The sequence below is a fragment of the Rhizobium jaguaris genome, from assembly GCF_003627755.1.
GTDB classification, from domain to species: domain Bacteria; phylum Pseudomonadota; class Alphaproteobacteria; order Rhizobiales; family Rhizobiaceae; genus Rhizobium; species Rhizobium jaguaris.
Window position 1 is genome coordinate 1,333,285 of the sequence record NZ_CP032694.1, and the last position, 14,342, is coordinate 1,347,626.

Below are 14,342 nucleotides of genomic sequence, written 5' to 3' on the forward strand. Positions count from 1 at the left end.
TTTCCCGGAATGGCTTCAGCGCCGCCCTTGGCGCTCCAGCCGATAGAGTTCGGAGAGAATGTGCTCCTGCACATCAGGGTTCTGGTGACAGACGGCATCCGTCAGGTCGCGTAGCGTCGCCCTGAGCCCGTGAAGCTGATCCACGAGATCCATGACCAGATCGACGCCCGACTCGTTGACGCCCATCGCGTTGATCAGGTCTAGGATCAGCTGTCCGCGCGCCAGGTCCGCTTCGCGAAAATCCCGGCCGCCCGCGGTGGTTTCGGGAACGAGCCAGCCCTGCTCAATCCAGACCTGCAGTACCGTGTTGTCGATCTCGAGACGCAAACGAAATTCGCTCTCGTTCATCGCTCAGCCTCCCATGGTCTTTCTAGGATCATGCGTTTTGCCGGCCTGCCATTCGGAAACGAAGGTTGCAAGCTCGGCATCCGGCGCGTCCGGCAGCACGATCTTCAACGAAACATAGGCGTCGCCGCTTTCCTTGCCACGCTTGGGCACTCCCTTGCCCTTCAGCCGCAAGGTCTTGCCAGTGTTGGAGTTCGGCTGAAGCGTGACAGTGACCGGGCCAGAGGGCGTGGGCACACGGATCTTGCCGCCGAGCACCGCCTCCGTGAGAGAAATCGGCAATTCTAGCCTGATGTCGTCGCCATCGCGAACGAAGAAGCGGTGCGGGCGCACGTGTATCTCGATCAGGGCATCACCATGCGCGCCGCCACCAAAACCCGGCTCGCCCTTGCCGCGCAGGCGCAGCGTCTGCCCGTCGCGGGTTCCCGGTGGTATCTGCACGTCAAGTGCCGGTCCGTCCGGCAGGCTTATCTGCTTTTTCGCGCCGTTGATGGCGTCGAGAAAGTCGACCTCCATGGAATAGTGGCGATCCTGACCCTGCATTCCGGACTGGCCTCGGCTGCGACGTGAAAAGAAGCTGGAAAGTATATCGTCGGTATCGCCGAAATCGGCGAAACCACCGGCGTTGCGGTAGGGGCCGCGCTGGCCCTCCGTCGTCGCGTAGTCGCGATAATAGCTGCGCGGCGGCTGCTCCGCACCGCTGCTGTCGATTTCGCCACGATCGAAGCGCGCACGCTTCTCCTCGTCGCCGAGGATGCCGTAGGCTGCTGAGACTTCCTTGAACTTGTCCTCGGCCTGTTTGTCGCCGGGTTGAGATCGGGGTGAAGTTTTTTCGCAAGCTTGCGATAGGCGCTTTGAATGTCTTTTTGCGGGGCGTCCCGTTTCACGCCCAGAATGTCATAGGGATCACGGCTCATAGATGTTTCCCTTTGGGAGCACAGAAAAATACGCAGATAGTGATGGGCTGGCCTCGGATCAATCGCAGCATAAATGATAGCATGTCATGGATGCGACTGCTGCAGAATGACTTGGCGCATTTGTGATGGGCAAAGGGCGGCGTTACGGGCAGGCTGCCATATTTCCGTCGCCTTGCCGGACGATTGCGGGCATGGCGGCAAGGGGCTTATGGTAGTTGCACACCATTTCCGCCAGACTTCATTTCATTCGATCCAACCGGTGGCTGCCTGATGAACCGCTTTCTGCTGATGTCCGCATTCGTGCTCGCCGCTGTTCCGGCAGCCTTTGCCGCCGAACCCGCAGCGCAGCCGGCTGTCTGGCCGCAGCTTCCGCCGAAGGCACCGGTTTCAAACGTCAAGCTGGTTGAGCCCCATCTGCACGTCAATCGTGCCGGCAAGGGCTCGCCGCGCATTGCCCTGACCTTTGATGCCTGCATGGGCAAGACCGATCCGCGTATCCTCAGCACATTGGTCGACCAGCATATCCCGGCGACGATCTTCGTCACTGCCCGCTGGCTGCGGAGCAACCCGGAAACGCTTGCCGTCTTCCTCGCTCATCCCGACATCTTCGAACTTGAGGATCACGGCCAGAACCATATTCCGGCGGTCGATATCCCGACCAAGGTCTTTGGCATTCCCGCTGCAGGCTCACCGCAGGCGGTGGCACAGGAAGTCAAAGGCGGCGCTGACGCCATGATTGCCGCCGGCATTCCGCAGCCGCACTGGTTTCGGGGCGCGACGGCGAAATATAGCCTCTCGGCCATCGCTCAGATTCGCGGTATGGGCTACCGCATCGCCGGTTATTCGGTAAACGGCGACAGCGGCTCTCTGCTGCCGGCCAAGATGGTGGAAAAGCAGTATGCCGCTGCCAAGGATGGCGATGTCATCATCTCTCACATCAACCAACCGACCCATGCCGCGGGCGAAGGGGTGGCCGCAAGCATTTTGGCGTTGAAGGCCAAGGGCGTACAGTTCGTCCGCCTGCAGGATATCCCTGAGCAGGGCGACGACGATACGACGAACTGAGCCGGGCTGAATGCTCTACTGGGATTGGCGTTCGTCAAGCGACAACTGCCTTTAGCCGACGTTCTCACTCAGGCAATTGGGGCTGCACCTTTTCGTCGAAGAAAAGCTCGTTGGTCACCGTCATGACGATCAGCGATAGCGGCAGGGCGAGCATGGCGCCGACCGCGCCCCACATCCACGTCCAGAAGATTATGGCAAGGAAGACGACGAAGGGATTGAGTTCCCATTGCCGGCCCATGACCGCTGGGAAAACTAGGTTTTCCACGGTGAGATGGATGGAGAAGAAGGCGATGGCGGGGGCGAGACCGAAAACGATATCGTCATGGGTAATGATGCCGGCGATCGCCAGCGCCGCCGTTATCGTTGTGATGCCGACGAAGGGAATGAAGCTGGAGAGAAAGGCAAAGACGCCCCAGAGGATCGGCACGCTCATACCGCTGATGTAGACGATGGCCGTCATCGCGACGCCGAGGCCGGCATAGATCAGCGCGGCCGTCGCAAAGTAGAAGCCGAGCAGTTGCTCCACTGCGTTGATGACGCGGATCGCCGTCAGCCGCGATGTTCTAGTGGAGAAAGTCATGATGATCGTTTTGCGCAGGCTGATGCGACCGGCAAGAAACAGCAGCAGCGCCGCAAAAAAGACCAGGCCTTGGACGATGGCGGGCGTCAGACTGTTGGCGAGAACATGCAGCACGTTGCCGGCATTTTCGAGCAGCACACTGATCGACATCGGTCCGCTTTCAAAAGTTTGCGGTGTGATGTGCAACCATTTGACCTGCTCGAGATAGGGCATCAGCCGATCGACGGTGCGCTGGAAAACGTCGGGCCCTTCCTTCGCGAGCGTCGCCATCGGCCCGGCGAGCGAATTGATGATCAGGAAGATGACCAACGCCACCGCTGATGACAGCAGGACGGCGTTGAGGACGCGCGGCACGCCGAGCTTGCTGAGCTTTTCCGCAACCAGCCCGAGGATCATGCCGACGACGACGGCCAGCGTCACGGGGATGAGGATGATCGACATCATGTAGACGCCCGCCAGCGCCAGGACGAGGAAGATGCCGATGACGGCCCAGGCGGACGCGATATCCAGCCCATCCTTCTCAACGGTGCTTGCGGGCGCGGCATTGTCCATTTGTTCAGTGTCAGCCCGCAACGCATGCACCCAGGCACTGGAACGCCCTTCGCGCGCTATCGTCGATCTGCGCGTCTGTTTGCGTATGCCATTGGCGATATCCATCCCGGACAAGTTCCCGAAACCCGATTGCCTCGGTATGCAAACGCGAAAGGCCCGTCCTGGTTCCGGGCCGGGCCTTCGACATCGTAAGTCGGGGGATACGCGATCAGCCGATCAAATTCAGCCCGATGCCCCAGGGATCGCGCAGCGAGACGCCGCCGTCGCGCTTTTCCGTTTTGATCTCGTGGGCGTCGAGTGCGGCGATCGCCTTGTCGAGCGCGTCCTTATCGTTGAAACGAAGAGTGTAGTCGGAAAGGCCGGTCATATGTTCGGAACGGACACCGGCGCCGCGGCTGTTCCAGGTGTTGGCGCCGAGATGATGATGATAGCCGCCGGTTGCGAGGAAAGTCGCGCCGGGATAGCGCGCCGCCATCACTTTCATTCCCAGCACATCGCGATAGAAGGAATTCGCCTCCGCGACATCGCCGACCCGCAAATGGATATGGCCGATCGCCGAACCTTCGGCCATGCCGTCCCAGCGATCCTGCGGCGCGCTTTCGTAAAGTTTCTGCAGGTCGAGCCTCAGTGTCGCCATCTCGACCGTGCCGTCGCTATCGAATTTCCACTGTTCATGTGGCCGGTCCGCGTAAATCTCGATGCCATTGCCCTCGGGGTCGGAAAGATAGATCGCCTCGCTGACGATATGGTCGGACGCGCCTTCGACCGCGACGCCATTATGCGCCGCATGCCGCAGCCAACGCGCAAGCTCGACGCGATCGGTCATCAGGAAGGCGTTGTGGAACAGGCCGGCTGCCGTCTGCGGCGCGCGCTGAGCCGCACGATCGGTCGTCAGCGTCAGTAGCGGCTGGCCGGCGACGCCCAGTATCTCACCGCTCGCAGTCTTCTCGACGACCTTCAGGCCCAGCACGTCCTGATAAAAGCGTGACACCACCGGCAGGTCGGTGACGACAAGGTGCGATTGGCCGACATAGGCGGGGCGCGTCAGCGCGTAGGAGAGAGCGGTTTCGGTCATGGAGTGTTCCAACCTCAATGTTGTAAAAAAGAGCAACCGGCGTGGGCGGCTGAAAACACCGCCGATGGCAGGCCTGAGAGTTTTCGCCGGTTGATGTGTCTCTTTGGATCCTCTGGCCTACTGTACTTGAGTTTAGATATGGCGGATATTGATTGTTCACAGAAGGCCAGAAATTGCAGATTGAGCGTTCGCTATTTATTGACAGAAGTCTTGTCGGCGTCCTCTCGCTGTTAACGAAGATTTACCTATATGCCCCTCTCACTTGGTTGCCTCCATCCCTGTGAGATGCGACGATCGAACCGAGCGCCGACCAATTGGAACACATAGGCATGGCCGAGTTCAGAGGCGTCCGTTGGGCTTATGACCGATATGAAGTGATCGTCGACAGCATCGTCAACGGTGTCGGCGTAGTCTTTGCTCTCATCGGCGCGACCGTGTTGATCTTCTATGCGACGGTGTGGAGCTCCTATGGCGAGATTGCCGCAGCCTGGATCTATGGCGTCGGCCTCGTCCTGACGCTGGCCATGTCCTTTGCCTACAATCTTTGGCCGGTGTCGAAGACAAAGTGGTTTCTGCGGCGTTTCGATCATTCCGCCATTTTCGTGCTCATAGCCGCCACCTACACACCGTTCCTGCAGCGCGGCGCCGAGGATCCGCTGCTCTTTGCCATGCTGATCGCTATCTGGGTCTTCGCCGCCTTCGGCATCATACTGAAATGCGTTTTTCCGGGGCGGTACGACCGGCTGGCGCTCCTGCTTTATCTCGCCATGGGCTGGAGTGGCGTGTTGGTGGCCAAGGACGTTTCCTTGTATATACCGTTCGCGTCGATGCTGCTGATCCTGATCGGGGGCGTCATTTATTCGCTTGGCGTGATCTTCCATGTCTGGGAGAAACTGCGCTTCCAGAACGCCATCTGGCACGGCTTCGTCATTGCCGCTGCCGCCGTGCATTATTCGGCTGTGTTGACCTGTTTCAGCCTGTCACCGGAAAGCTTTTGACGATCTGGGTCGTCGACGTACATTTCTGCGTCGAATGCAGGCTGCGCACAAGTCGCATGACGACGGCGTCGTAGCGCTGCATGGTCGCCTTCGGATAATCCATTTGGAAGAACGCGGCCGCGCCGTTGCAGAGGGCCACGCCGCGCACGTAGACGATGCGGCCCTGCCTTGTGCCCGAGAAGCTGATGCCATGCGACGTCGATTTCGAATAGGAGATCTGCCAGCCATCATCCTTGGCAAGCGCCATGCGAGTATTCGCTTCCGTCGAAAAGTCGCCATCGAGGATATTGGTGCCGAAAACCAGTAGCCGGGCCGATTGATCGGCCGGTGTCAAGGTCAGTCCGTCGCCATTATCGGGGCGGGCCGAAAGCCGGAATTCCGACGGCAATTCAATCGCATAGCCGAACCGCGCATTCTCATAGGACCACCAGTCGGCGGCCTGCGCCGGCGCGAAGGAAATGAGGAGGAGGGCAGTCAGGCGGGCGAGCATTGCGGTTTCCGGGAGGCGGGATCTGCAAACCAGCTAGGAATAGCGCATTTTTCAGCAAAAATTCCATAGTGATTCTGAGAATGATAATAAAATAGCTTGGATTCGTTACCGTTTCATTGCGAGCCATGCAGGAATGGCGGATTTACTTCATCCATATCGCGGAGTATGCCGCCATCGCATTTTAAAACAATTGGACAATGCGATTATGGACCAAGCCGTTTTGCTTCGCGATGCCACCGAGGCTGATCTGCCTGCGATTTGCGAGATCTATAACCACGCCGTGGTGCACACGACCGCGATTTGGAACGATACGCTGGTCGACGTCGATAACCGCCTGGAATGGTTCAAGGCGCGCAAGGCCAAGGGCTTTCCGGTCATCGTCGCGGCCAAGGGCGGCAAGGTGGCGGGCTATGCCTCCTACGGCGATTGGCGCGCCTTCGACGGCTACCGCCATACGGTCGAAAACTCCGTCTATGTCGACAAGGACCACCGCGGTCTCGGTATCGGCGAAGACTTGCTGCGCGAGCTCGTCGCCCGCGCTGCCGGAGGCAATGTCCATGTCATGATCGCCGCCATCGAGACCGGCAATACCACCTCTATCCGCTTGCATGAAAAGCTCGGTTTCCGCATCGTCGGCCAGTTTTCGGAAGTTGGTACCAAGTTCGGTCGCTGGCTGGATCTGACTTGCATGGAACTGCGCATAACAGCCTAGCTGGCCAGTCATTCCCGCGTCATACCCGGGCGCTATCCAAGCAACGGTAGATCTGAATCGTGATTTTCATCGCGGGTATCCTCCGTTGCATCCTCCGAAAATGCAGATAGCCGTCGTCGGCGCAGGGATTGTCGGGGCATCGATTGCCTATCATCTGGCACGCCGCGGAGCGCGGGTGCATTTGTTCGATGAAGGTCTGGCGCCAGCCGCGGGCGTCACCGGCAAGGCATTCGGCTGGGTCAATCTCATCAACGGTGAACCAACCGCGAATTATGGAAATTACCGTATCTGGCGCGAGGCGATCAGCGAATATCAACGTTTGAAGGTGGCCCTTCCGGAGGCCCTGCGGCACGCGCGGTCCGGTTCGCTAGTCTGGCATGCGACGGCCGCGGAGACGCAGGCGTTGGTGCAGGAGCATCAGGCTGCGGGCGCGGCGGTCGAACTGGTCGACGCCAAGACGGTCGCCTGGTGGGAGCCGGAGCTTCGTGAAGTGCCGGAATGCGCGGCCTTCTCTCCGGACGATCTGGCGCTGGATCCGACGCTGCTCACGCAGACATTTGTGCACGCCGCGATCGCTTTTGGGGCCCAGGCGGATTTCGATCAGAAGATTATCTCTCTCGAAACATCCGACGGTCGGATCACCGGTGTTCGGACGGCAGAGCAAGCCGTTTCGGCTGATGTCGTGGTCCTGGCCACCGGTACGTCGATCGACACGCTGATCTCGCCGTTCGGACTGGCTATCGGCGTCGAGAGCTCGCCCGCGGTGCTGCTGCAATATTCCTGCGACCGACCCTTCCTGAATCACATTCTCCGCGGACCGGATTTGGAAGTTCGCCAGCGGCCCGACCATTCGCTGCTCTCAGCCGCAAGCTGCAGGGGCGATTCCGAAGAGAACGGGCCGGTGGCTATCGGACATCGCGTGCTGGATGTGATGAGACGAAAGCTCGCTTTGCCGGACGGTGTCGAACTGCAGCGGGCAGTCATTGGCTATCGTCCGGTCTTTGCCGACGGGTTTCCGAGGCTTGGCTTCCTTCCGGGCGCCGACGGTATCTATGTTGCCGTTGCCCACCCCGGCATCATTCTGGCACCCTTGCTCGGCCGGCTGGCGATGGAAGAGATTATCGAGGGACAGCGATCCACCCTTGTGCCCGGATTTAGCGTGGGTGCTTTTCCCGGCAGCTGATGTGCCGGCTTATTTCCCGGCCGTAATGCCAGAAAATGATTCCAGTGGTTTACCCTCCGGTTTTTCTCGCGCAGGGCTTGAGGCAATCCAGCCTTTAGCCTATCCCAATGATAGACTTTCGGCTTTGCCGGATTCCAAGCGATCCTTCAGCAGGGAGAAGACATGGCCAGTGTCACCGGCCTGACATTCCTGGCTTTGTGTTTGCCCTTTCTCGGTGCGATGATCGCGCCGGCCGCCGTCCGCCATCTCGGTCATAATGCGGCTTGGCCGTTGGCGCTTTTCCCCGCACTCGCCTTTCTGCATTTCGCTGGTTTTCTTCCTGACATCGCCGCCGGACATAGTGTCCAGGACGGCTTCGAGTGGGTGCCGAGCCTGAACTTGCGCTTTTCCTGGCTGCTCGATGGTTTGTCACTCACATTTGCGCTGCTGATCACCGGCATTGGCACGCTGATCGTGCTTTATTCTGGCGGTTACCTGAAGGGGCATGCTGACCAGGGACGCTTTTTTTCCTTTATCTTCCTGTTCATGGGCTCGATGCTCGGCCTCGTCGTGTCGGACAGTTTCCTCACTCTGTTCGTTTTCTGGGAGTTGACCTCGATCACCTCTTTCCTGCTGATCGGTTTCGATCATCAGCGCGAGGCCGCCCGGCGTGCTGCCTTGCAGGCGCTCGTCGTCACCGGTGGGGGAGGGCTGCTGCTGCTCGCGGGCCTATTGCTGATCTGGCAGATAACCGGTGCCGCGGACATGTCCGGCCTGTTGAGGGCCGGCGGAGCGCTGCGCGAAAGCCCGCTCTATCTCGCTGCGCTGATCCTGATACTCGGCGGCGCCTTTACCAAGTCCGCGCAGTTTCCTTTTCATTTCTGGCTGCCGAACGCCATGGAGGCGCCGACGCCCGTATCGGCCTATCTGCATTCCGCAACGATGGTGAAGGCCGGTGTTTACCTCTTGATGAGGCTCAACCCGGTGATGGGCGGCACAATGGCCTGGGAGATGATCCTGCCGGTTTTCGGTGGCATGACACTGCTGGTCGGGACGCTGCTCGCCATCCGCCAAACCGATCTGAAGCTGAAGCTCGCCTATACTACGGTCTCCTCTCTCGGCTTGCTGGTGTTGCTCACCGGCTTCGGTTCTGACGATGCGGTCGAGGCGGCCGTGCTCTATCTGGTAGCACATTCGCTGTTCAAAGGCGCGCTGTTCATGGTCGCCGGCATAGTGGATCATGAGACAGGCACGCGCGACATTACCCGTCTCGGCGGATTGCGCACCGCCATGCCGTTGACGTTTGCGGCGGCGCTGGCGGCGGCGATCTCGATGGGTGGCCTGCCGCCGGCCTTCGGCTTCCTGGCCAAGGAGGAGATCGCTGCTGCGTTGGCTCAAGCCTCTCCCTGGCCGATCGTCCTGACGATCGTTGCGATTGCCGGTAGCGCGCTGATGTTCGCCGTCGCCTTCGCCGTTGCGCTGAAGCCCTTTATCGGCGCGCGGGTCGAGACGCCGAGACATCCGCATGAGGCGCCGCCGCTGCTCTGGCTCGGTCCAGTTGTGCTTGCCATTCTCGGGCTAGCCGCAGCCATGGTCTCCGGCTTTTGGCACGCCTATGTATCATCGCCGATGGCAAGCGCCGTGAGCGGCAAAGGAATGGAGATATCGATCTCGCTCGTTCCGCACTTCGGCATGCCGTTAGCGCTATCCGCGTTAACCGTGCTGATCGGCGTCCTCGTCTACTGGAAACTCGATAGCGCCCGCTTTTTGATGGCGGTGGTGCTGCGCAAACTCGGCCCAGGACCGGATCACGGCTTCGATGCCTTCATCTCGGGGCTGGTGCGCTTGTCGCATGCCGTCTCCCGGTTTCTGCAGCCGGGTCGGCTGGAGATTTATGTCACCGTTACATTCCTTTGCCTTGCCGCAATGCTGCTGGTGCCACCGGTGCTTTACGGCGAGCTGCCGGCCATTCCCTCCCGGCCCAACATGCAATGGCATGAGGCGGCGATTTTCCTCATCGCCGTCATCGGCCTTGCTGCGGTCGTTACGGCCCGCGACCGGCTGACGGCGATCGTTTCGCTCGGCATTCAGGGCTTTGCCGTCGCCGTCATCTTCCTGCTCTTCGGCGCGCCGGATCTGTCCTTCACGCAGTTCATGGTCGAGACGCTCTCCGTCGTCATCCTGGCGCTAGTGATGACGCGACTGCGCCTATCGACCGCCGATCACCGTCCGCCATTGCAGATGCTTTCGCATGCAGCGCTCGCCATCGCCTGCGGCCTCGGTTTCGGATTGCTGCTCCTGAAAGCCACGCAGGAGCCCTTCGACCTGACGCTGACGGCGTTCTTCAGCCATTATTCCAAGCTGATTGCTCACGGCGCCAATGTCGTGAACGTGATCATCGTCGATTTCCGCGGTACGGACACGCTCGGCGAAATCGCCGTCGTCACGATCACCGGTCTCGCCATCCTGGCGCTGATCCGCATTCGCGCCGGCGGTGAACGCAAACTTGCGGCCAACGACCCCGACGTGGAAGAGGCGATGGAGGTCGAGCGTCCATGAACACTGTCATCTTCCGTACCGCCGCGCCTTTCCTGACCGCCTTGATGCTGCTCTTCTCCGTCTTCGTGCTGCTGCGCGGCCATAATGAGCCCGGCGGAGGCTTCATCGGCGGGTTGGTCGCAGCTTCCGCGCTGGCGATCTACGGCATCGCCTGCGGTGTGACGGCGGTGCGCCGCGCCATCATCTTTCATCCGCTGGCTATTGCCGGTTTTGGACTGCTGGCATCGACGGTTGCCGGACTGTTATCGGTCTTCTCCGGTGTGCCCTTTATGACCGGGCTTTGGATCTATCCGCATCTCTTTGGCGTCGAGGTGCCGCTCTCCAGCGTCATGCTGTTCGACGCCGGCGTCTATCTGGTTGTCGTCGGCGCCATCACCTCGATCGCGTTGGCGCTCGAAGAGCGGGAGGTGGAGTGATGGAGGCTGTCTTCGCGACGCTGGTCGGCCTGTTCTTCGCCGCCGCGATCTACCTGATGCTGTCGAAATTTTCGATCCGCATCATGCTCGGCATCGCAATCCTCGGAAACGCCGTCAACCTGCTGCTTTTTACCGCCGGCCGGGTGACGCGCGAAGTGCCGCCGATCATTCCTGCCGGCGCCGATACGCTCAATGCGGACGCGGCCAATCCTCTGCCGCAGGCCTTGATCCTGACGGCTATCGTCATTTCCTTCTCCTTCCTCGCCTTCCTGCTGGTGCTGACCTATCGGGCCTATCAGGATCTGAAGACCGACAATACTGGCAAGATGCGGATAGCGGAACCGGAAGAGCGGCCGGTGCCGCCACTGGGGTATTAGCAGCATGGCGGCGCCGAGCAACACTGCTGCCGATCTTTCCGCTGCGCTGGTGACAGCGCCGATGCAGGTCGATCATTGGCTGGTGATCCTGCCGGTGGCCCTGTGCATCGGTCTCGGCGCGATTCTGATGATGCTGCGCGACCGCACCGCTATGCACGGCTGGATCGCCGTCCCCGGCTTGGCGCTATTGGTGCTGATCGATGCGGCTCTGCTTTATAAGGTCGCCAATGAGGGGCCTTTGACCATGGTCATGGGCCGCTGGCTGCCGCCCTTCGGCATCGCCTTCAGCGTCGATCTCTTAGGCGCGATCATGGCGCTAGCGGCGGCAATCGTGGCTCTGGCCGCGAGCCTCCATGCACTCGGCGAGATTACGACCAGCGGCCGCCGCTACGGCTTCTTTCCGTTTCTCATGCTGCTGCTTGCGGGAGTGAGCGGCGCATTTCTGACCGGAGACATCTTCAACCTCTACGTCTGGTTCGAAGTGCTGCTGATTTCCTCCTTCGGCCTGCTGATCCTCGGTTCGGAACGTGAGCAGATCGACGGCGCCTTGAAATATGCGGTGCTGAACCTGATCGCCACGACGCTGTTTCTCGTTTCCGTCGGCTACCTTTATGCCGTCTTCGGCACGCTCAACATGGCCGATATCGCGATGAAGGCGAGGGTACCCGGCAACGCTGCGCCGCTGATGACGCTTGCCGGCCTGTTTCTCCTCGCTTTCGGGATGAAGGCCGCAGCCTTCCCCGTCAATTTCTGGCTGCCCGCGTCCTACCACACGCCGCGTATCACCGTTTCAGCGCTTTTCGCCGGCCTGCTCACCAAGGTCGGCATTTATGCGCTGATCAGGGTCCTGGTCATGCTATTTCCGATCGAGCGCGCCGGGCTCGGTCCGATCACCGCGATCGTTGCCGTCGCCACCATGCTTGCCGGCGCGCTCGGTGCGCTCGGCGAAAGCGATGTCCGCCGTCTGCTCGGCTATGTCGTCATTTCCGGCATCGGCACGATACTGGCAGGCGTCGCGCTCGGCAGCGCCAGCGGCCTAAGCGGTGCGATCTTCTATGCACTGCATTCAATGGTGCTGATGACGGCGCTCTACCTGCTGGCAGGCCAAGCGGCTCGGCTCGGTGGCAGCTTTTCACTTGCCGCTCTCGGCGGGCTTTATCGGCAGAGCGGCTGGTTCGCCGGCCTCTCACTGGTGCTGTTTTTCGCCGCCTGCGGCCTGCCGCCGTTTTCCGGCTTCTGGCCCAAGGTCATCCTGGTAAAGGCGGCTCTCGACATGGGCGCCTGGTGGATCGCGGCTGCGATCCTGTTGACGGGCTTTCTCACCACCATCGTCTTTGGCCGCATCTTTCTCCTCGCCTATTGGCGGCCAAAATCGGCGCAGGACGCTGCCGCGCCACAGCCGATCGCATGGCAGGCCCACTTGCCGCTGGCCGCCCTCGCAGCTTTGGTCATAGGCTTTGGTCTGTTTCCCGAACGGCTCTTGCATCTGACGCAACTTGCCGCCGCAGGTCTCGATGATCCTTCGGCCTATCTGTATTCGGTCTTTCCGGGAGGGGCGGGGACACAATGATCCTGTTCGTCTTCAACCTGCTGCTCGCCATTGTCTGGGTCGCCATCACCGGCAGCGCCTCCTTCTTCAATCTCGTCTTTGGTTTTGTCCTGTCGGCGCTCGCCTTGGCAACGGTGCGCGAGTCCCATGGCGGCGTGTTGTACCTCGAGCGCGTCAGGCGGATTCTGACACTGCTGCTCCTGTTCCTGCGCGAACTCGCCAAATCTGCATGGGCTGTCGCAGTGACCGTCATGAGCCCGAATATGGATGTGAAGCCCGGCATCTTTGCCTTTCCGCTGACCGTCGACCGCGATTTCGAGATTACCCTGCTCGCCAATCTCATCACGCTGACGCCCGGCACGCTCTCCGTCGACGTTTCCGACGACCGCAAGACGCTCTACGTACACGCGCTCGACTGCTCTGACCCCGAGGCGGTGAAACGCAGCATTGCCGACGGTTTCGAGCGCCGAATCATGGAGGCTTTCCGATGATGGCCGCTTCCATCGTTTCGGCCGCCGCCATGGTGTCGCTCGCCATTCTCAGCCTGGCCTTCCTGCTCACCGTGTTCCGCGTGGTGATCGGTCCGACCTTGCCGGACCGGGTACTGGCGCTCGACATGCTGGTGGCTGTCGCCATCGGCTTCATCGCCGTCATTGCTATCAAGACCGGCTTCACGCTCTATATCGACATCGCTATTTCGCTCGGTCTCGTCGGCTTCCTTGCCACCGTCGCCTTTGCCCGGTTCATTCTCACCCACGGCGTGTCGGGGCATGCCGAACAGCCGCCTTCGCTGCTGAGCGAGGCGGGTGATGGAAAAAAGATACGCAAAAGCGGTCGACGCAGGAAAGGAGGGCGGTAATGGAACTGGTCGCCGCTATCGTCGTCGCTTTTCTGCTCTTGGCGGGCGCTTTGTTTTCGCTGGTCGCGTCGATCGGCATCGTTCGCCTACCGGATCTCTATAGCCGCATGCACGCAGCTTCGAAGGCCGGCACTGTCGGTTCTGGTCTATTGCTACTTGCGGTTGGTGTTCATTCACAGGATCTACCGATATTGGCGCGGGCGCTGGCCGGTTTTTTGTTCTTCGTTCTGACCGCGCCGATTTCGGCCCATCTTTTAGCACGCGCCGCCCACAAGGCCGGCCAACGACTGACTCCACCTTCGGTGCGCGACGATCTCTTAAGGGACGAGATCAAGCGACGTTCTTTCAAAATGAAAAGCTAACAAACGTGTGGATTGCTAGAAAAGTGAATACAAATTCTGCCCGTTAGTTACCTATTTTTAATAGATGAGAATTTTACAAAGAAATGATAGAATTAAAACTGGACATTTGGATAAAGAGTGGTAATCCAGATTCAAGTAGAGTTTTGATGTTGAGTTAGTCTCAGCCGGCTTTAAGCGCCCAATGTTTTGATCTTTCTTTTGAAGAACGGCGGGTAAAACTTTCTTCCGGTTAAGGATTGGCGGACCTACCTCCGTCGTCGCTGATTCTACATCAGGCGGTATAAGAACGGGTTTCGTCGTACAAAGTCTAGGGTGGATTTTGTG

At 60.0% G+C, this 14,342-nt stretch carries 15 protein-coding genes and 1 pseudogene; 11 read left to right on the plus strand and 5 right to left on the minus strand.

Features of this window, described 5'->3' with window-relative positions:
- Positions 1 to 15: 15 nt before the first annotated feature.
- Together CCGE525_RS06505 and CCGE525_RS06510 are read right to left on the minus strand one after the other, a co-directional pair.
- Positions 16 to 348 (minus strand): chaperone modulator CbpM, encoded by a 333-nt coding sequence (locus tag CCGE525_RS06505; RefSeq protein ID WP_120703576.1) that lies wholly within the window; start codon positions 346 to 348, stop codon positions 16 to 18.
- 3 nt (positions 349 to 351) lie between these two features.
- Positions 352 to 1,262: pseudogene (locus CCGE525_RS06510) on the minus strand (DnaJ C-terminal domain-containing protein).
- 270 nt (positions 1,263 to 1,532) lie between these two features.
- Here CCGE525_RS06510 and CCGE525_RS06515 point away from each other — a divergent pair.
- Positions 1,533 to 2,327: a polysaccharide deacetylase family protein gene (locus CCGE525_RS06515; protein ID WP_120703577.1), complete on the plus strand. Its 795-nt coding sequence runs from the start codon at positions 1,533 to 1,535 to the stop codon at positions 2,325 to 2,327.
- A gap of 64 nt (positions 2,328 to 2,391) precedes the next feature.
- On the opposite strand, the gene CCGE525_RS06520 is transcribed toward CCGE525_RS06515, so the two are convergent.
- Positions 2,392 to 3,564: an AI-2E family transporter gene (locus tag CCGE525_RS06520; RefSeq protein WP_120703578.1), complete on the minus strand. Its 1,173-nt coding sequence runs from the start codon at positions 3,562 to 3,564 to the stop codon at positions 2,392 to 2,394.
- Positions 3,565 to 3,667: 103 nt separating this feature from the next.
- Positions 3,668 to 4,534, minus strand: coding sequence for a VOC family protein (locus tag CCGE525_RS06525; protein ID WP_120703579.1), 867 nt, complete (start codon positions 4,532 to 4,534; stop codon positions 3,668 to 3,670).
- Between the two features lie 329 nt (positions 4,535 to 4,863).
- Between CCGE525_RS06525 and trhA the strand changes: the two genes are divergently transcribed.
- Positions 4,864 to 5,532, plus strand: coding sequence for a PAQR family membrane homeostasis protein TrhA (trhA, locus tag CCGE525_RS06530; protein ID WP_120703580.1), 669 nt, complete (start codon positions 4,864 to 4,866; stop codon positions 5,530 to 5,532).
- Here the strand turns inward: trhA and CCGE525_RS06535 are convergent.
- On the minus strand, positions 5,507 to 6,022 hold the full coding sequence (locus CCGE525_RS06535; protein WP_120703581.1) for a hypothetical protein: 516 nt from the start codon (positions 6,020 to 6,022) through the stop codon (positions 5,507 to 5,509). The two genes, trhA and CCGE525_RS06535, sit on opposite strands and share 26 nt — an antisense overlap.
- A gap of 205 nt (positions 6,023 to 6,227) precedes the next feature.
- On the opposite strand from CCGE525_RS06535, the gene CCGE525_RS06540 reads away from it, so the two are divergent.
- The 9 genes from CCGE525_RS06540 to mnhG all read left to right on the plus strand — a co-directional run bounded on the left by CCGE525_RS06540 (position 6,228) and on the right by mnhG (position 14,018).
- Positions 6,228 to 6,734, plus strand: coding sequence for a GNAT family N-acetyltransferase (locus CCGE525_RS06540; protein ID WP_120703582.1), 507 nt, complete (start codon positions 6,228 to 6,230; stop codon positions 6,732 to 6,734).
- Positions 6,735 to 6,834: 100 nt separating this feature from the next.
- On the plus strand, positions 6,835 to 7,917 hold the full coding sequence (locus CCGE525_RS06545; RefSeq protein ID WP_120703583.1) for an NAD(P)/FAD-dependent oxidoreductase: 1,083 nt from the start codon (positions 6,835 to 6,837) through the stop codon (positions 7,915 to 7,917).
- Between the two features lie 162 nt (positions 7,918 to 8,079).
- Entirely contained in the window at positions 8,080 to 10,455 is a 2,376-nt protein-coding gene (locus CCGE525_RS06550; protein ID WP_120703584.1) for a putative monovalent cation/H+ antiporter subunit A, read from the plus strand.
- Positions 10,452 to 10,871, plus strand: coding sequence for a Na+/H+ antiporter subunit B (locus CCGE525_RS06555; RefSeq protein ID WP_120703585.1), 420 nt, complete (start codon positions 10,452 to 10,454; stop codon positions 10,869 to 10,871). The genes CCGE525_RS06550 and CCGE525_RS06555 overlap by 4 nt, the downstream gene beginning before the upstream one ends.
- Positions 10,871 to 11,248, plus strand: a complete 378-nt coding sequence (locus tag CCGE525_RS06560) for a Na+/H+ antiporter subunit C (RefSeq protein ID WP_120703586.1) — start codon at positions 10,871 to 10,873, stop codon at positions 11,246 to 11,248. Before CCGE525_RS06555 ends, CCGE525_RS06560 begins: the two co-directional genes overlap by 1 nt.
- A gap of 4 nt (positions 11,249 to 11,252) precedes the next feature.
- Positions 11,253 to 12,818: a Na+/H+ antiporter subunit D gene (locus tag CCGE525_RS06565; protein WP_120703587.1), complete on the plus strand. Its 1,566-nt coding sequence runs from the start codon at positions 11,253 to 11,255 to the stop codon at positions 12,816 to 12,818.
- On the plus strand, positions 12,815 to 13,288 hold the full coding sequence (locus CCGE525_RS06570) for a Na+/H+ antiporter subunit E (RefSeq protein ID WP_120703588.1): 474 nt from the start codon (positions 12,815 to 12,817) through the stop codon (positions 13,286 to 13,288). Before CCGE525_RS06565 ends, CCGE525_RS06570 begins: the two co-directional genes overlap by 4 nt.
- The gene (locus CCGE525_RS06575; RefSeq protein ID WP_120703589.1) at positions 13,285 to 13,656 is read left to right on the plus strand and encodes a cation:proton antiporter; all 372 of its coding nucleotides are present in this window, start codon (positions 13,285 to 13,287) and stop codon (positions 13,654 to 13,656) included. Before CCGE525_RS06570 ends, CCGE525_RS06575 begins: the two co-directional genes overlap by 4 nt.
- Complete coding sequence (gene mnhG, locus CCGE525_RS06580; protein WP_120703590.1) at positions 13,656 to 14,018, plus strand: monovalent cation/H(+) antiporter subunit G; 363 nt, start codon at positions 13,656 to 13,658, stop codon at positions 14,016 to 14,018. Before CCGE525_RS06575 ends, mnhG begins: the two co-directional genes overlap by 1 nt.
- The last annotated feature ends 324 nt before the right edge of the window (positions 14,019 to 14,342 follow it).